Source organism: Streptomyces yongxingensis (assembly GCF_055597465.1).
Map to the genome: position 1 here is coordinate 7,170,615 of NZ_CM145717.1, position 16,697 is coordinate 7,187,311.

Annotated in this window: 13 protein-coding genes and 1 tRNA gene; 8 read left to right on the forward strand and 6 right to left on the reverse strand. The window is 69.9% G+C overall.

What is annotated here, in order from left to right; translation table 11 throughout:
* The first annotated feature begins 356 nt into the window (after positions 1 to 356).
* The 4 genes from ctaD (at position 357) to ACZ6TD_RS30500 (ending at position 4,958) form a co-directional block, all read left to right on the forward strand.
* Positions 357 to 2,132, forward strand: a complete 1,776-nt coding sequence (gene ctaD / locus ACZ6TD_RS30485; protein WP_471343293.1) for an aa3-type cytochrome oxidase subunit I — start codon at positions 357 to 359, stop codon at positions 2,130 to 2,132.
* A 131-nt stretch (positions 2,133 to 2,263) separates the two neighbouring features.
* Positions 2,264 to 2,986, forward strand: coding sequence for a GntR family transcriptional regulator (locus ACZ6TD_RS30490; protein WP_471343294.1), 723 nt, complete (start codon positions 2,264 to 2,266; stop codon positions 2,984 to 2,986).
* Positions 2,987 to 3,191: 205 nt separating this feature from the next.
* Positions 3,192 to 4,250 (forward strand): Ldh family oxidoreductase, encoded by a 1,059-nt coding sequence (locus ACZ6TD_RS30495; protein WP_471343297.1) that lies wholly within the window; start codon positions 3,192 to 3,194, stop codon positions 4,248 to 4,250.
* 273 nt (positions 4,251 to 4,523) lie between these two features.
* Positions 4,524 to 4,958, forward strand: a complete 435-nt coding sequence (locus ACZ6TD_RS30500) for an aldehyde dehydrogenase family protein (RefSeq protein WP_471343299.1) — start codon at positions 4,524 to 4,526, stop codon at positions 4,956 to 4,958.
* A 52-nt stretch (positions 4,959 to 5,010) separates the two neighbouring features.
* Here ACZ6TD_RS30500 and ACZ6TD_RS30505 read toward each other — a convergent pair whose 3' ends face one another.
* From ACZ6TD_RS30505 to ACZ6TD_RS30525, 5 genes are all read right to left on the reverse strand, one after another.
* Positions 5,011 to 6,459 (reverse strand): CitMHS family transporter, encoded by a 1,449-nt coding sequence (locus ACZ6TD_RS30505; RefSeq protein WP_471343300.1) that lies wholly within the window; start codon positions 6,457 to 6,459, stop codon positions 5,011 to 5,013.
* Between the two features lie 447 nt (positions 6,460 to 6,906).
* Positions 6,907 to 7,635, reverse strand: coding sequence for a FadR/GntR family transcriptional regulator (locus tag ACZ6TD_RS30510; RefSeq protein WP_471343302.1), 729 nt, complete (start codon positions 7,633 to 7,635; stop codon positions 6,907 to 6,909).
* 144 nt (positions 7,636 to 7,779) lie between these two features.
* Entirely contained in the window at positions 7,780 to 8,046 is a 267-nt protein-coding gene (locus tag ACZ6TD_RS30515) for a putative quinol monooxygenase (protein WP_471343304.1), read from the reverse strand.
* A 140-nt stretch (positions 8,047 to 8,186) separates the two neighbouring features.
* On the reverse strand, positions 8,187 to 9,251 hold the full coding sequence (locus ACZ6TD_RS30520) for an isocitrate/isopropylmalate dehydrogenase family protein (RefSeq protein WP_471343306.1): 1,065 nt from the start codon (positions 9,249 to 9,251) through the stop codon (positions 8,187 to 8,189).
* Positions 9,252 to 9,746: 495 nt separating this feature from the next.
* Positions 9,747 to 10,478 (reverse strand): SDR family NAD(P)-dependent oxidoreductase, encoded by a 732-nt coding sequence (locus ACZ6TD_RS30525; protein ID WP_471343307.1) that lies wholly within the window; start codon positions 10,476 to 10,478, stop codon positions 9,747 to 9,749.
* A gap of 296 nt (positions 10,479 to 10,774) precedes the next feature.
* On the opposite strand from ACZ6TD_RS30525, the gene ACZ6TD_RS30530 reads away from it, so the two are divergent.
* Positions 10,775 to 11,251, forward strand: coding sequence for a TetR/AcrR family transcriptional regulator C-terminal domain-containing protein (locus ACZ6TD_RS30530; RefSeq protein ID WP_471343309.1), 477 nt, complete (start codon positions 10,775 to 10,777; stop codon positions 11,249 to 11,251).
* 418 nt (positions 11,252 to 11,669) lie between these two features.
* Here the strand turns inward: ACZ6TD_RS30530 and ACZ6TD_RS30535 are convergent.
* A tRNA-Arg gene (locus ACZ6TD_RS30535) sits at positions 11,670 to 11,745 on the reverse strand.
* 382 nt (positions 11,746 to 12,127) lie between these two features.
* Here ACZ6TD_RS30535 and ACZ6TD_RS30540 point away from each other — a divergent pair.
* The 3 genes from ACZ6TD_RS30540 (at position 12,128) to ACZ6TD_RS30550 (ending at position 16,562) form a co-directional block, all read left to right on the forward strand.
* Positions 12,128 to 13,738: a dynamin family protein gene (locus tag ACZ6TD_RS30540; protein ID WP_471358182.1), complete on the forward strand. Its 1,611-nt coding sequence runs from the start codon at positions 12,128 to 12,130 to the stop codon at positions 13,736 to 13,738.
* A 6-nt stretch (positions 13,739 to 13,744) separates the two neighbouring features.
* Positions 13,745 to 15,661: a GTPase gene (locus tag ACZ6TD_RS30545; RefSeq protein ID WP_471343312.1), complete on the forward strand. Its 1,917-nt coding sequence runs from the start codon at positions 13,745 to 13,747 to the stop codon at positions 15,659 to 15,661.
* A 394-nt stretch (positions 15,662 to 16,055) separates the two neighbouring features.
* On the forward strand, positions 16,056 to 16,562 hold the full coding sequence (locus ACZ6TD_RS30550; protein WP_471343313.1) for a single-stranded DNA-binding protein: 507 nt from the start codon (positions 16,056 to 16,058) through the stop codon (positions 16,560 to 16,562).
* Positions 16,563 to 16,697: the final 135 nt, after the last annotated feature.

The window sequence follows — 16,697 nt, forward strand, 5'->3', positions numbered from 1 at the left end:
GCCCGCCGAGAGCGGAACGTGCCCGCCGAGGGCGGAACGCCCCCGCACCGGCACGCGCTCGAATGCGAGGCGCTCTTCCCAGAGAACGGGAGAAACCGATGTCACGTGTGCGTCGGGTGAGATCGGCGCTGCTGAGCGCCGTGGCCATCGTCGTGAGCGCGGGAATCCGGCGATGGCGGCGCAGACCGGCCCGCGAGTCGCGCGCAGGACGCCGGTGAATGACCCGGCCTCTACGGCGAGTCGGGTCCGAATTGCCATTCCGCTTCGGGTAATGGTGGGCGAATCGATACAACGAATTCGTCGGCCGGTTCCGCCGGCCGCCCATCCATGCAGACGGCCGAGGAGCGGACACGGACATGGCGACGACAACCAAGCCCGAAAGTGAAGCTCCCGCCGAACCCACCAAACTCGGCAGCATCGTGGTCGACTGGCTCACCACCACGGACCACAAGAAAATCGGACACCTGTACCTGGTGACCGCGTTCGGTTTCTTTCTGATCGCCGGCCTTCTGGCCATGATCATGCGGGCCGAACTCGCCCGCCCCGGACTGCAATTGGTCAGCCCCGAGCAGTACAACCAGGCTTTCACCCTGCACGGCACGCTGATGCTGCTGTTCTTCGCCACGCCGGTCTTCGCCGGATTCGCCAACGAGATCATGCCGCTCCAGATCGGCGCCCCGGATGTCGCGTTCCCCCGGCTGAACATGCTCTCGTACTGGCTCTTCTTCTTCGGCGGGCTGATCGTGATCGGCAGTCTGCTCACCCCCGGCGGCGCGGCGGACTTCGGCTGGACGGCCTATACGCCGCTCAGCAGCAAGGCGCGGACACCGGGCGTGGGTGGTGACATGTGGGTGATGGGCCTCGCCCTCTCCGGCTTCGGGACCATCCTGGGCGCCGTCAATTTCATCACGACCATCGTGTGCATGCGCGCCCCGGGAATGACGATGTTCCGCCTGCCCATCTTCACCTGGAACATCCTCTTCACCTCGATCCTGGTGCTGCTCGCCTTTCCCGTCCTGGCGGCCGCCCTGCTGGTGCTGGAGGCGGACCGCAAATTCGGCGCGGTCGTCTTCGAGGGGGCAAACGGCGGGCCGGTGCTGTGGCAGCACCTCTTCTGGTTCTTCGGCCACCCCGAGGTCTACATCATCGCCCTGCCGTTCTTCGGCATCATCACCGAAATCATTCCGGTGTTCTCCCGCAAGGTGGTCTTCGGCTATATGGGTCTGGTGGGCGCCACCATCGGTATCACCGGCCTCTCCGCGACGGTGTGGGCCCACCACATGTTCGCCACCGGAGCGGTGCTCCTGCCGTTCTTCTCCTTTATGACGTTCCTCATCGCGGTGCCGACCGGGGTGAAGTTCTTCAACTGGATCGGAACCATGTGGCGTGGCGCCCTCTCCTTCGAGACGCCGATGCTGTGGGCCATCGGCTTCCTGGTCACCTTCCTCTTCGGCGGGCTGACCGGGGTGATCCTGGCCTCGCCTCCGCTGGATTTCGAGGTCCACGACAGCTATTTCGTCGTCGCCCACTTCCACTACGTGGTCTTCGGCACGGTGGTCTTCGCGATGTTCGCCGGATTCTATTTCTGGTGGCCCAAGTTCACCGGCAGAATGCTCGACGAACGCCTCGGTAAGATCCACTTCTGGACCCTGTTCGTCGGCTTCCACACCACCTTCCTGGTCCACCACTGGCTCGGCGTCATCGGCATGCCGCGCCGCTATGTCGACTATCTGGCCGCCGACGGCTTCACCGCGCTGAACACCGTCTCCACCATCGGCTCGTTCCTCCTGGGCCTGTCCACGCTGCCGTTCATCTACAACGTGTGGAAAACCGGGAAGTACGGGAAGCGGGTCGAGCTCGACGACCCCTGGGGATGGGGCCGCTCCCTGGAATGGGCCACCTCCTGCCCCCCGCCCCGGCACAACTTCCTCACCCTGCCGAAGATCCGCTCCGAATCCCCCGCCTTCGACCTCCACCACCCCGAGGTCGTGCCCCACGAGGTCCCCACCACCAACCGACCGCCCCTCTCCGAGGCCATGGGCGCCCCGGTGGACCTCGGCACCAAGGACGACCGCACCGGCGGCGGGCCGGGCCCCGAAACGGGCGACGACACCGAGGGCCGCGAGGACTGACCCTCGCTGGTCGTACTCATCACGGGGTTCCCATTCCGGATAATGCGGTTCCCATTCCCCCTGCCCGCCGAATTGCCCCCGGCGATAGACTGTATACAGAACGAGATACGGCCCTGGCGACGAGGAGCGAAATGGCTCGGGCAACTGGCAAGAGCGAAGCTGTCTACGAGCGGCTCAAGCAGGACATCGAGTCTCTGCGGCTCAGGCCGGGGGCCAAGCTGAGCGAGATCCAGCTCGGGGAGGAGCTGGGCGCCTCGCGCACCCCGGTGCGGGAGGCCATCCGGAGTCTGGCTCGCGAGGGTCTCGTCGACTTCGTGCCGGGCGAGGTGGCCCGCGTGGCGGCTATCTCCATGGGCGGCGTACATTCCCTGTTCGAGTTCCGCATGATGCTCGAGCCGGAAGCGGCTTCGCAGGTGGCAGCCCTGGGGCAGGCCCGCGAGTCCGTACGAGAGCCCTTCGTCCGGCTGTTGACGCGGTTGGACGACTTCGAGGAATCCTTCCGCGCCGGGGATGAGGCGCAACAGGCCCAGTCCTTCCAGGGCTTCTATGCCCTGACCGAGCTCTTCGATCAGGAAGTCATCGCCGCCTGCCGCAACGCCTACCTGGCCCGCACCATCCGTGACCTGCGCAGTCAGACCGTACGCCTGCGGCACCTGTCCCACAGCGGGCCGCGTCGGATGCTGACCTCCCTGGACGAGCACCGAGCCATGGTCAGGGCGATCGTCGACGGGGACGGGCCCGCGGCGTCGGCCGCCTGCCGCCACCACCTCGCGCAGACGCTGCAAGCGCTGATCGACAGCCTGACCGGCCAGTACGCCGAGTTCGGAGCCGAGGTGCACCTAGGGTCCTTCTGACGGAGATCCGTCAGAAGGACCCCAGACGCGCTCGGCTAGGCCGCCCTCAGCGCCCAGCCGCGCGAAAACCCTCAGCACCCAGCCGCGCGCAAAACTGACGGGCCCCGCAGGGGGCTGTGCTTTACCTGGTTGCTGTATACAGTGGTGAATACATACCCCCGCGAAGTGAGGCTGCCAGATGCCGCATACCGTCTCAGCAGCGGACTTGCTCCGGTTTGCTACCGCCGCCACCGAGTTTCACGGAGTGCCCGCCGCCGATGCCCGGCTGCTCGCCGACACGCTGGTGACGGCCGAGCTGTGGGGCCACCCGTCCCATGGGATGCTGCGCCTGCCCTGGTACCTCGACCGGATCAGCAGTGGCGCCACGGCGGCCGTCGCCTCCCCGGAAGTGGTCAGCGACACCGGCGCTGTGGTGGTCATCGACGGGCGCGACGGCCTGGGGCAGGTCCTCACCACCCATGCCGTCCACGAGGGTGTGGAGCGGGCCCGCGAGCATGGGATCAGCGCCGTAGCGGTCCGCAACTCGGGCCACTTCGGCACCGCCGCCTACTTCACCCGCAAGGCCGCCGAACTCGGCTGTGTCGCCCTGCTGGCCACCAACGCCAGCCCGGCGATGGCCCCGTGGGGCGGCAAGGAGAAGCGGATCGGCACCAATCCCTGGTCGATCGCCGCCCCCGGCGGCCGATACGGCACTGTGGTGATGGACATCGCCAACACCGCCGTGGCCCGCGGCAAAATCTATGCCGCCAAGGAGCGCGGCACCTCCATCCCCGAAGGCTGGGCCGCGGACGCCGACGGCGTGGCGACCACCGACCCGCGCCGCGCCATCGAAGGCATGATCCTTCCGATGGCCGGCCACAAGGGCTACGCCATCTCCTTCATGTTCGACGTGCTGGCCGGCGTGCTGACCGGCAGCGCCTTCGGCTCCCAGGTCGTCGGCCCCTACCAGTCCACCGGCCGCAGCGGCGTGGGACACCTGCTGATGTGCGTCGACATCCGCGCCATGGCCGATCCGGCCGAGTTCGGGCAGCGGATGGAGGCCCTCGTCGCGGAGACGAAGTCCACCCCGACAGCGCCCGGCACGAGCGAGATCTTCGTCCCCGGCGAGCTGGAGATCCGCACAGCCGAACGGCTGCGCACCGAAGGCATCACCGTCGTCGACGACACCTGGGCCTCTCTCGCCCGTATCGCCACGACCACGGGCGCCGCATTGCCGATGTCCCAGAAAACATCACCCTCCTGCCGCCTTTTCCATCACTCCTGACGCGATCGAACGGAGCAAACCCCATGTGTACCAAGCCCGCAGAGCCGAACCTGCTCATCCACCCCGACGAGGTCGAGCGCTTCGACCGCGGTGGCGGCGTGGCGACCATCCCCTACGTAGGCAGGTGGAACTCCGAGAAGACCGTCATCACGACCGGTCAGACCGTCTTCCAGCCCGGCAACGGACTGCCGTTGCACAGCCACAACGTCCAGGAGTCCGTCCTGATCCTCGAAGGCCAGGCCACCGCCGAGATCGACGGTGAGTTCTTCGACCTTGAGGTGGGAGACGCCAGTCGCCGAACGCGCCGCACGCGTCGCCCGGCTGCTGACCGGAGGCGAGCCCCTCCCGGGCGACGGCCTCTTCTACCAGCCGACCGTCTTGGCCGACACCGAACCGGGCATGGCCGCGTTCGACGAGGAGACCTTCGGCCCGCTGGCCGCCATCGCCGTCGCCTCGGACGAGGACGACGCCGTACGGCTCAACGCCACCAGCTTCGGCCTCGGGCTGAGCGTATGGACCGCTCAGCCCGCCCGCAGCCTCGAGGTGGCCCGCCGCATCACCAGCGGTGCCGCGTTCGTCAACGCTGTCGTCGCCTCCGATCCGCGCCTGCCCTTCGGCGGTACCAAGCGCAGTGGCTATGGCCGCGAACCGGCGGACGCGGGTATCCGCGAGTTCACCAACACACGCACCTACTGGACCGGTCGCTGACGCCCGAGGGCCACCGCGTCCGGCCCCAGAAGGGCGTGCGCACAGCGGGGGCTCAGACGGGGAAGGCGAGTGTCAGGGCGCCGACGCCGAGCATGATCAGCCCCACCATCGCGGCGCGCCAGATGGCCTTGCGGTGGTGGTCGCCGAGGTCGACCTTGGCCAGGCCCACCAACAGCAGGAACGAGGCGACGATCGGACTGGACTGGTGCAGCGGCTGGCCGACCAGTGAAGCACGCGCCATGTCCAGTGAGGTGATGCCGAAGTGCGAGGCGGTCTCGTTGAGGACCGGCAGCATGCCGAAGTAGAAGGCATCGTTGCTCGTGAAGAAGGTCATCGGGATCGACAGAAGACCGGCGATGACGGGGAAGTGCCCGCCGAGGGATTCGGGGATGATGCCGACGAGCCAGTCGGCCATCGCCTTGACCATGCCGCTGCCGCTCAGCACGCCGGTGAGCACCGTGGCAGCGAAGACCATGCCGACGACGTTGACGACGCTGGATGCGTGGGCTTCCAACTGCGCTCGCTGATCGGCCACCTGCCGGAAGTTGAGGATCAACGCGCAGGAAACACCGATGAAGAAGACGACGGCCGGCTCGACCGTGTCTGCGACCAGCAGGGTCATGACGATGAGGGTCAGAACGAGATTGATCCACAGCAGTTCGGGGCGGGCGTTGGGCCGGCGAATGTGGCCATCGGAAGCGATGAGCGGCTGATCGTCGGTGTCCGCCGCGTCGCTGGGGGAGGGGCCGGGGTCTACAGAGGCGTCTGGGCGAGAACGGCCGGATCCGCTGGAAGCGGTAACCGCGGCGGTGGCCGGCGCGGGGACGTCGTTCGTGCCCATGTTGGTCTCACGGTGCTTGCGCAGAACCCCGTCGCGCAGCTCCACGGTGCCCAGCCGACGACGCTCGCTGCGGCCGAGGAAGTAGGCGAAGAACAGGGTCGCGACCAGGCCGGCGGCGATCGCGGGGATCATCGGTACGAAGATCTCGATGGGGGAGACCTTCAAGGCTGCCGCCGCACGAGCGGTGGAGCCACCCCACGGCACGGTGTTCAGAACACCGTTCGCGGTGGCGGTGACGCAGGTGAGCACCACAGGACTCATCCCGAGGCGAAGGTAGACCGGCAGGAATGCCGACGTCACGATGATGAACGTCGTCGAGCCGTCCCCGTCGAGCGACACGATCGCGGACAGCAGTGCCGTTCCCACGACGACCTTGACGGGGTCGTTGTGCACTACCCGCAGGATGCCGCGGATCAGCGGATCGAAGAGACCGACGTCGATCATGACCCCGAAGAAAGTGATGGCGAAGAACAGCAGGGCAGCCGTCGGGGCGGCGTCCTCGATCGACTTGGCGATGTCGTCGCTGAGCGACAACCCGCCGCCGACGAGGAGCCCGAAGATGATGGGCACGAGAATCAGGGCGGCGACGGGCACCATGCGCTTCGTCGTAATCAGGTAGAGGAACGTCGCGATCATCGCGAATCCCAGGATGACCAACATTGGTCATCTCCTCTCTATGCAGCCGTAACGAGCCCTGTATACATTGGTGAATTCAGTACCGCATAGACTCTCGCCGGCAATAATTCGCGGAAATTCGTGACGCAATGGCGGGCCGCTATTTCGGATATCCCAAAGGCCCGTCTGTCGGCGTGGCCAGACGGGTTGTTGAGGGGGTTGCGACGGGATGCCGTGCCAGAAAAACAGCCGGTCAGTCTGTTCTCGATAAACCGGTCGCATTAGCTGTGGTGTTCGGTTGTGATACGACGTTCTTCACGTTCCGTGGCGGTCGCTTGGAGGCCCGGCCTCGCCAGAATACGTCCGCCCATCCACCTGTCAACCAATTCGCCCGCAGTGATCCGGTGCATGGCGGAGAGGGCTTGTGGTGGTGCCGTCCGTGATCGCTGTGCCGCGTCCGGCCCAGGCGGGGCACAGCGTCACGCGGGAAGATCAGCCGGATGCCTCTGTGGCCTCAGAAGTATCCAACCGGGTGGCCACCCGGTTGATGTGGCGGCGCATCGCCACGCCCGCGGCCGTGGCATCCTGATCCCGGATCGCGACGTAGACAGCGTGGTGCTCTTCGTACTTGTCCGCGTTGCCGCCGCCGGTCTCCTGGTTCCGCTTGATCCACGCCCCGAGCAGGGAGCGCAGCCGCAGCAGGTAGTCGGCAAGGGCGCCGTTGTGCGAGGCGCGCGCCACGGCGAAGTGGAACTGCATGTCGTGCTCGACCCAGTCCTGCGGCGAGTCCACGCTGTCCTTCATCCCGCGCAGGTGTCGCTCGAGATCGGCCAGGTCCTCCTCCGTGCGGCGAGCCGCGGCGAACTCGGCCACGGCAACCTCGATCACCAGCCGGGCCTCGATCATCTCAGCCGTCTTGTGGTCGCTCAGCATCAAGCCCCACTCGATCACCTGCGGCAGCAGGTCCGAGCTGGGATTGCGCACATACGTCCCGTCACCCTGGCGAATCTCCAGCAGCCCAAGGAGGCTGAGGGACTTCAACGCCTCGCGCACAGACGACCGCCCGACACCGAAGGTCTCCACGAGTTCCCGCTCGCCCGGCAGCTTCTGGCCCACCTGAGCCTTTCCGGACTCCAGGAGATAACCAAGGAGCTGCCGTGCGACCTGCAACGCGGGAGCATCCCGCTGAACACGCTCCACCCGGGTCAGGCCGGCGCTCATGCTGAGTCCTCTCGTGCAAGGCCCGGCTCCCTTGTGCGCCGGACATCAACCTGTCATCCAAACAGTATCTCCGCGGCAGCCCGACCATGACGGTGCCGGTGCCACACCCGGCGTGCGGGGCGAGGGGCGGCAGGCGGCGGAGCGTCAGCTTGTCGCGGCCGTCTCGGGCGAGGAGAGGTGGATCGTGGTGCCGAACGTATTGCTGTGCCCGCCCTCGGCAAGGAGGTGAGGTGCCTGCTCGCGCCAGTGCGCGTAGTGGGCGGAACCGCGGTGCCCCTCGTAAAACGCCTGTTCGTCCTGGTACACCTCGTACAGGAGGAAGCGGTTCTCGGTGTCGTGCCGCTCGATGATGTCGAACCTCAGGCAACCCGGCTCATCCCGCAGGCAAGCCTCCGCGTTGGCCTGGATCACCCGGAGGAACTCCTCCCGTTTACCGGGCCGGACGTGAAGCGAAACGATGAGGGCGAACAAGGTTCTCTCTCCTCTGTAGACCTCTGTAGACCTCTGTAGGGGGACGAGTGGGGCGCACCGGGTGGGGTGCGGGCTGCTGGTCACTCCGCGGCGACGCGGCCGCACAGCTCTCGCGCGTATTCGGTGGTGGACGCGCTGCCGCCGAGGTCCGCGGTGACGATCTTGCCCTTGGCCAGTACCTCGTCCACGGCCTCCTCGATCCGGGAGGCGGCGGCCTCGAACGCGCTGTTCCCCGAGCGCCCGCTCCACCAGCGCAGCAGCAGCGCGCTGGAGAGGATCAGGCTGGTCGGGTTGGCGATTGCGCGGCCTGCGATATCGGGCGCGGATCCATGGCCGGCGTTGGCGGCCGCGTAGTCGTCACCCACGTTCAGCGACGCCGAAAGGCCGAGGCCGCCGGACAGGGCCGCCGTCAGGTTCGACAAGATGTCGCCGAACATGTTGGTGGTAAGGATGACGTCGAAGTCGCCGGGGTGGGTGTAGACGGCCGCCGCCATCGCGTCTACGTCCATCTCACGCAGTTCCACATCGGGGTGGTCCGCCGCGACCGCGCGCACCTGATCCATGAACAGGCCATCGGTCACCTGCAGCACGTGGCGCTTGCCGACCACCGTGACGTGCCCGCGCCGCTGCCGCGCCCGTTCGAAGGCCACCGTGGCGATGCGTCGTGAGGCGCGAGCGGTGATCACGCGCATGGACATCGCGACGTCCTCGCTGGGCATGAACTCGCCGTACCCCTGGAAGAGGCTGCGGTCGGCGTAGAAGCCCTCGGTGTTCTCCCGGACGATCACGCAGTCAAGGCCGGGCCGGGCATTGGCGACACCGATGCGTGAGCGGGCGGGGCGGATGTTGGCGTAGAGCTCGAAGCGCTTGCGCACGGTACCGGGGACGTTGACGCCGCCCTGGTCGAGAGGCGGGTACTCGGTCATGCCGGCCGGGCCCAGGACCATCCCGTCGGCCTCATGCGCCGCCTGAAGGACGGATTCGGGCAGCGTCGTGCCCTTCGCGCGGTGTGACGCCATGCCGACCTCGTGCCGGTCGTACTCGAGTCCCAGGCCGAAGCGTTTGTCCGCGGCGTCCAGTACTTCCAGGGCCGCCGCCGTGATCTCGGGACCTATGTCGTCGCCGGGCAGTACTGCCAGCTTCATGATGCCTCCTTGGTGCTCAGCTACCTGTCAACCTGTCAACCATTGTTCTTATCTCTAACACAGATCGAGGGCAGCGCAAAGGGACTCGCGCCCCGATCCGGCTAAAGAGCCAGAGGTCGTCGCCCAGCAGATCGGCGGGTCGGTCGGCACGACGCTCGTTCTTCGCCGCCGGCGCCGTCATCTGCGGCCTGATCCTGCGAACCGGCAACCCCGAACCCGCCGAACCCACCGAACCCGCCGAACCCGCGGAACCCGCATCCCGTGGGTGGCCCAACGAGCGCCGGGGCGATGGTGGCACCGATGCCGACCCCGAAGAGCATCAGCGGGCCGAGGATGTGCGCGGCGTAGGAGCTGTGCGGGCCGAGCATCGCGCCGACCGCGCCTTGCAGGGCGCGGGCGGTGACGAGGACTTGGAAGTCGGGTGCGGCGCCGCCGAGGGCGGAGGCGCGGGCGAAGCCGACCAGGCCGATCAGGAGCGCCGGCTCGGACAGGCGCTCAGGTAGCGGGGTACCCGTTGCTGAAGAGCTCTCCGGTTGGGCCGTCGGCGCCGAGGGTGGCGGCTCGGACGACGTCGCGGGCGCTTTCGGCGGCCGGGCGGTCGGTTGCGTCGTCGCCGCGCTCGGGGTGGGTGGCCGTATTGCCGGGGTCGACGGCGTTGACCAGGATCGGCGTGTCCTTCAAGGCCCGGGCGAGCACGGTCGTCAGGGCGTTGAGCAGGTACTTGGCCATCGAGTAGGCCGGGGATCGCAGAGGTGCGCCGAGGTCGAGGCCGGTGGCGATCTGCTGGGCGGACAGGCTGGTGACGTTCACGATCCGGGCCGCGGGCGCGGCGGTCAGCAGCGGCAGCATCACCTCGGTCAGACCCCACGGGCCGATCACCGAGACTTCCAGCGCGGAGCGCACCGCGTCCATGTCGGCCTCCAGCGCGGAGAGGGTCTGGTGGTCGGGCATGCCGCTGGCATTGTTGATCAGAGCATCGAGGTGGCCGAAGGTCTGGGTGAGGTAATCGGCCGCCTCGTCCATGCTTGCCCGGTCGGACAAGTCCAGGCGCAGCGCGGTGGCCGCGTGTCCGTCCTGGCGCAGCCGCTCGGCCAGCGGCTCGGCCGCGGAGCGATCGCGTGCGGTGAGGACGACGTGGTAGCCGTGTTCGGCCAGGTCGCGGGCGACGGCGAAGCCGAGCCCGGCCGCGCGGCTGGTTCCGGTGATCAAAGCGGTCTTGATGGGCATGCCGACGGAATCCTTCGGGGTAAAGGGGGTTTTCGGGCATGTGCGGGGATGCGTGCGGCTCGGGGGTGGAGGTTCGGGACGCCCGCGGGAGGCGGTCAGGGGGTCTGCTGGGGGTGCGCGGGCGGCGGTCGGGCAACCGGGGGCATGACCGAGCCGCGGAAGTCGATGGCAAGCGCCGACCGCGCGGCCGCGGCCCAGCCAGGGCGGGCTACCCGGCCCTGACCATGCGTCGCGTAGCAACTGCTCTGGACACCGGATCGGCGTCGCTGTATGCCCGCGTCGTCAACAAGGACGACTTGGACGAGCTGCTCATCGGCCGCCTGTACGCCGAGATCGACCTGCCCGATCCGGACCCCGCCGTCTGGCGGCAGCAGATGACCGGCATCTGCACTCAGATGCGTGACCAATACCTGCACTACCCCGGCATCTCCCGGGCCGCGCTCGCCGCCGCCCCCGTCAACAACGACACGCTGCGCCTTTCCGAATGCATGCTCGCCATCCTGCTTGCCGGAGGCATCGCCCCACGGACCGCGGCCTGGGGCATCGACGCGTTGACGCTCTACGTCAACGCCTACACCCTCGAACTCTCCCTGCTCGGCCGGACCGACGGCGACTGGGTACCCAGCCCCGACGAAATGCGGCGTCGCCTCTCAAACTTGCCCGACGCTTTCCCACAGACCAGGCGCTACGCCGCCGAACTCACCTCGGGCACCGACCACGAACGCTTCGACTTCACCATCGAGCTGATACTCGACGGACTCCTACGCCGCTGAGAGCTGCCACGCACGCAGCGGCCTTGCCGACGGCCGAGCCGCTGCTCAGCCGCGGCTGACCTGGTGGCCAGGCCACAAAACCGCACTGGAACACCAGGCGGGCGCCGCCCTCTTCGCGCGGCGGACTCAGTGGACCGTCGGGGCCGGCGGCGCGACCGCCTCGCCCAGCTCAGCGGCGGCCTGGGCGACGAGCCCGGAGAGCGTCGCGTCCGGCCAAGCTCAGCCAGTCCCGCCGACCCGGCGGCAAGCTCATGCTCGACATGAGCGACCTCGCCGAAGGCCGCCGGACGCTCATCGAAGCCGGTGCGGTGGGGCTCGGCGAGACGGCCGACGATTCGCCGGCGCCGCTCGGGATCGCGCCGAACAAGAGCGAGAGATGAAGACAGGGCGCGCTGCCCTCCCTCGCCACCCTTCTGTGTGGCGCCCCCGGCAGGACTCGAACCTGCGGCCAAGCGCTTAGAAGGCGCCTGCTCTATCCACTGAGCTACGGGGGCCGGTGGTGGTCATGGAGCGGGTGAGCCCCCGGTGCCTGCGGGGCCGCCGGGGCGGCCGTGGTGCGGGTGGCCGGGCTCGACGGACCGTGACCTTGCCGGGACAAGGATAGGGCTCCTTGCACCTCGCCCCGGTTGCTTCACCTCCGTGGCACGTTGTGGAGGTTCGGTGAAGCGGTCTGATAATCGCAGGCAGGCCCGGAACTCGCATCGTTTTTCACGCCTCAAGGAACGGGTGTTGTGCACTCGTTATGCCCGCGCCCCTGTCGTCACGTCTGCCTCGTGCTCCTTTTGGGGTGATCCGGGTGGGTCTCTTTGACGCGCACGAGTGAGCATACGCTTCAAAAAGACACCAAAAGCGGGCATTCTTCACCACGTGGCGATCTTGGACGTACGGCCCCGGCTGCTCGACGCGCTGACCTCACTGCGTGACCGTGTCGACGCCGCTCGGTTTCCGCTCCCCCTTCCCGGCGCCGACCGCGCTCGCCGCAGCCGCGCCGAGCTGCTCGCTCAACTGGACGACTACCTCGTGCCCCGGTTGCGCGCCCCCGAAGCGCCCCTGCTGGCGGTAATCGGGGGATCCACGGGCGCGGGCAAGTCCACCCTCGTCAATTCGCTGGTCGGCCGACGGGTCACCGAGGCCGGTGTGTTGCGGCCCACAACGCGTACGCCGGTGCTGGTGTGCCACCCCGACGACCACCCCTGGTTCGCCGGGCAGCGGGTGCTGCCGCGGCTCACCCGGGTGTGGGTGCCGGCGCAGGGGGAGCGGGCGGAGAGCGCGTACGACGAGGAGGGGCGGGCGCAGGAGGGGCCGGCGGCGCTGCGGGTGGAGACCGACCCGGGGCTGGCGCGGGGGCTCGCCCTGCTCGACGCGCCGGACATCGACTCGCTGGTCGCGCGGAACCGCGATCTGGCCGCGGAACTGATCTGCGCCGCTGACATCTGGGTGCTCGTCACCACCGCCACCCGCTACGGCGACGCCGTCCCCTGGCATCTGCTGCGGACCGCCAAGGAGTACGACGTCACCCTCGTCACCGTCCTCGACCGGGTGCCGCACCAGCTTGCCGCCGAGGTCTCCCGGCAGTACGCCGGGCTCCTTACGGCGGCCGGGCTCGGCGATGTCCCGCGCTTCACCATCCCCGAGCTCCCCGAATCCGCGGGCGGCGGCAGCGGGCTGCTCCCGGCCACCGCCGTCGCCGCCCTGCGGGCCTGGCTCACCCAGCACGCACAGGATCCGTACGCCCGTACCGTCGCCGCCACCCGTACGGCCGCCGGAACGCTCGCCTCGCTGCGCGCCCGGATGCCCGCGCTGGCCGGGGCCGCGGCCGCGCAGCACGCGGCCGCGGTGCGGCTGATCCAGCGGGTCGAGGGCGCGTACGGGGAGGCCGTGGAGCGGGTGCGGCGCGAGATCGCGCAAGGCACGGCGCTCGCGGGCGGTGCGCTCACCCACTGGCACGGCCTGCCGCACGGCAGCGCCCCCGATGAGCTCCTTACGGCTCTCACCGACTCCTTGGCCACCCTGCTGCGCGGCGCGGCGGCCACGGCCGACGAACGGGTCGCGGAGGCCGGGAGGCGGGATCCGGCCGCGCGGGCCGGGCTCGCCCAGTCCGACGCGCGCGGCGCCGCCGAGCGGATCGGCGTGGCCGTACGGCACTGGCGGCGCTGTGCCGAGGAGCTGGCCGAGGAGGAGGCCCGGGCCCGGATCGCCGAATGCGGGGGCAGCTGCGTGCCGGAGGAGATCGCCGCCCTGCTCGCCGCGTCGCTCCTGGGCGGACGCCGCGCCCGTAAGGCGGGCGAGCAGCTCGCCGAGACCCTGGGCGCGCATGCGGCGCTGCGCCTGGGCGACCGCGGGGGACGGCTGCTCGACGGCTGTGTCACCCGCGCGATGCGGGCGGAGCGCGACCGCAGACTCGCCCCTCTGAACGCCCTGGACATGTCACCGGAACACCAGGTCGAGCTGATCGCCGCGCTGTCCGTACTGCAGAAGGAGAGGTGACCGCAGGTGACGGCCACGGAGGGCAACGGCGGCAACGAGGGCGGCCGGGGCGGCGGGGGAGGTCTGGCGGCGGAGGGCCGCCACACCTGGGACGACGGCCTGATCGCCCGGCGCGCGCACCGCAGGACCGCCGGGCGCGCCGCGGGCCTCCCGCCCCGTGCGACGGACCAGGGGGCGGCGGAGGAGGCCGCACCGGACATCCCCGGCGCCGCGGCGGGCTTCTTCCCGGGGGAGGAGACCGGCCGGCGGTCCTTCGGCGGGCCTCCGTACGCCGTCTACCAGGCCGGCGTCCGCAGCTTCGCCACGGGCACTCTCCGGCCCCGTCTGGAGGCCCTGCGCCAGCTTGTCGGGCTGTCCCGGTCCCGGCTCGAGGGGCGCACGCTCGCCGGGGCCGCGCGGGTGCTCGACGAGGCGGACGCGCGGGGACGGCATCCTTACGGGCACACCGTGGTCGCCGTCGCCGGGGCCACCGGAAGCGGTAAGTCGACACTGTTCAACGCCCTCGCCGGAGCCCCCCTCTCCGAGACCGGGATCCGCCGCCCCACTACCGCCACGCCCCTCGCCTGCGCGTGGACCGACCACGCCGACGGCCTGCTGGACCGCCTCGGCATCCCGGCGGTGGACCGGCGCAACCCGGGCTATCCGTACGACCCCGCGCTGCGCGGCCTGGTCCTGCTCGACCTGCCCGACCACGACTCGGCCGCCCCGGGCCACCGGGAGCGGGTGGACCGGCTGCTGGGTCTGGTGGACGCGGTGGTGTGGGTGGTGGACCCCGAGAAGTACGCGGACGCGGTCCTCCATGAGCGCTATCTGCGGCCACTCGCCGGATACGCCGAGGTGACCTTCGTCGTGCTCAACCAGGTGGACCGGCTCCCGGGCGAGGCCGCGGACCAGGTGCTGGACGATCTGCGGCGGCTGCTGGACGAGGACGGGCTCGCGCTCGGGGAGCACGGGGAGCCGGGGGCCGCCGTGCTCGCGCTGTCCGCGCTGACCGGCGAGGGCGTCGGGGAGCTGCGGGAGATGCTCGCGCGGCTCACGGCCGAGTGCGGGGCGGCCGAGCGCCGGCTGTCGGCGGACGTGGACGGCACGATGACGCGGCTGCGGCCGCAGTACGTGGCGGACGGCGGGCCGGTCGGGCTCACCGAGCGGGCGCGGGCGGAGTTCGAGGACCGGCTGGCCGAGGCGGCCGGCGCGGGCGCGGCCGGGAAGGCGGCCGAGCGCGCCTGGCTGAGGGACGCGGAGTGGGCGTGCGGAACGCCGTGGGGGCGGCTGCGGGGGAGGAAGAACCGCGCCGCAGGGAGCTCTCGAGGCGGCTCTCGGGGCTCGCGGCCCCCCGGAGCCGGGGCGTGGACGGAGATCCCGGGCGCGCGGGCGCGCACGGTGGCGGTGGAGGCGGTCACGGCGCGCCCCGCGGTGGAGGAGGCCGTACGGACGCTCGGGGACGAGGCGACGGCCGGGCTGCCCGGTCCATGGGCCCAGGCCGTACGGGAGGCGGCGGGGTGGGGCGGCAGGGGGCTGGCGGAGGCGGTCGACGAGGCGGTGGCGGCCGAGACGGCGCGCCGGCGGCCGGTCCGGCCCGTGTGGTGGTCGATGGTGGCGGCGGCTCAGGTGACCGTGTTGCTGGTGCAAGTGATGGGGGTGCTGTGGCTGTTGGGGGCCATGGCCGGAGTGTTCGGCGGGCCGGAGTGGTGGATGCCGGCGCTGCTGGTGATGGGCGGCGCGGCGGTCGGCCCGGCGCTGGCGTGGGCCTCCCGGGCGGCCGCGCGGGGGCCCGCCCGGCGCCACGGCCGGTCGGTGGAGGGCCGGCTGCGGGAGGCAGCGGCCGAGTGCGGGCGCAGACGGGTGCTGGAGCCGGTGGAGACGGAACTGGCGCGGTACGGGGAGGTACGGGCGCAGTACGTGATCGCGGCGGGCGGGGCCTGACGGGCGGTACAAGACGCTCTACGGGGCGTCCGGCGGACCAGGCTGCGGAGCCGCATAGCGATGCTTCCCCGCCCCTCCCCAGGGCATCGCTATGCGGCTCCGCCGCGTGGCAGGGGCTCTGCCCCTGGACCCGGGGTCTGGGGCGGAGCCCCAGTTGTGGAAAGGGGCGGGGAGGGGGGCCAGCCCGCCGCAGGCGCCAAGCTCCGCCGGACCCGGCTCGGCGTGACGGACGCGGTCTCAGGGCCGGGGCGTGATGGGCGGTCACTCGTCCGGGTGGCCGAGTTGTCCACAAACGCGGGCTCGTGCACAGGCCCCGGCGGGGTTTCGAGATGCCGGGCAGCATGGTCCACGAACGGCACGGGAGAGCCGCGGAGTGATGGGGGAGGCGTAGCCGGTGAACGAGAGCTGGGTGACCGTGGTGGGCAATGCCGCGACGCGGCCGGACTTCTGGGAGACGGCGGCGGGTGTCGCGGTGGCCCGGTTCCGGCTGGCGGTGACGGTGCGCCGGTGGGACCGGGGGCGGGACGCGTGGGCGGACGCGTACACGAGTTTCTACACGGTCTGGACGTGGCGGTCGCTCGCCGTGAATGTCGCCGGGTCGGTATCGCTCGGTGAACCCCTTGTCGTCCATGGGACGTTGCGGGTGCGGGAGCGCGAATGGGACCGGGAGCGGGAGAGGGACCGGCCGCTTCAGGGAGAAGAGGAAGGGAGAGGCACGGCCGCGCCTCCGGCCCCGGGCGGGGATTCCGGCGACGGGGCGCATCAGCCCAGGCGCTGGGTCACCGCGGAGATCGACGCGGTGGCGGTCGGACACGATCTCACGCGGGGTACATCCGCATTTCGCCGGGTTTCGCAGGCCAAACCGCTTCTAAACACGCCGACCGGGGCAACTTCCCCGTGAGCGGCCGCGACCACGGGAGATTTGTCGATAATCCCAGGTCATATGGGATCCGGGGATTAGATAACGATTCCGATTCGGATCGGTTGGGTCTAGGTATTCCCGGGGAGCGTGCGGTTCCTTTCTCCCTAGGATCCG

What these genes read in the sequence shown, in the direction of transcription:
- ACZ6TD_RS30505 (WP_471343300.1), bottom strand. Translation starts at nt 6,459, where the DNA reads ATGTTGGTCATCCTGGGATTCGCGATGATCGCGACGTTCCTCTACCTG.
- ACZ6TD_RS30510 (WP_471343302.1), bottom strand. Translation starts at nt 7,635, where the DNA reads ATGAGCGCCGGCCTGACCCGGGTGGAGCGTGTTCAGCGGGATGCTCCC.
- ctaD (WP_471343293.1), top strand. Translation starts at nt 357, where the DNA reads ATGGCGACGACAACCAAGCCCGAAAGTGAAGCTCCCGCCGAACCCACC.
- ACZ6TD_RS30520 (WP_471343306.1), bottom strand. Translation starts at nt 9,251, where the DNA reads ATGAAGCTGGCAGTACTGCCCGGCGACGACATAGGTCCCGAGATCACG.
- ACZ6TD_RS30490 (WP_471343294.1), top strand. Translation starts at nt 2,264, where the DNA reads ATGGCTCGGGCAACTGGCAAGAGCGAAGCTGTCTACGAGCGGCTCAAG.
- ACZ6TD_RS30525 (WP_471343307.1), bottom strand. Translation starts at nt 10,478, where the DNA reads ATGCCCATCAAGACCGCTTTGATCACCGGAACCAGCCGCGCGGCCGGG.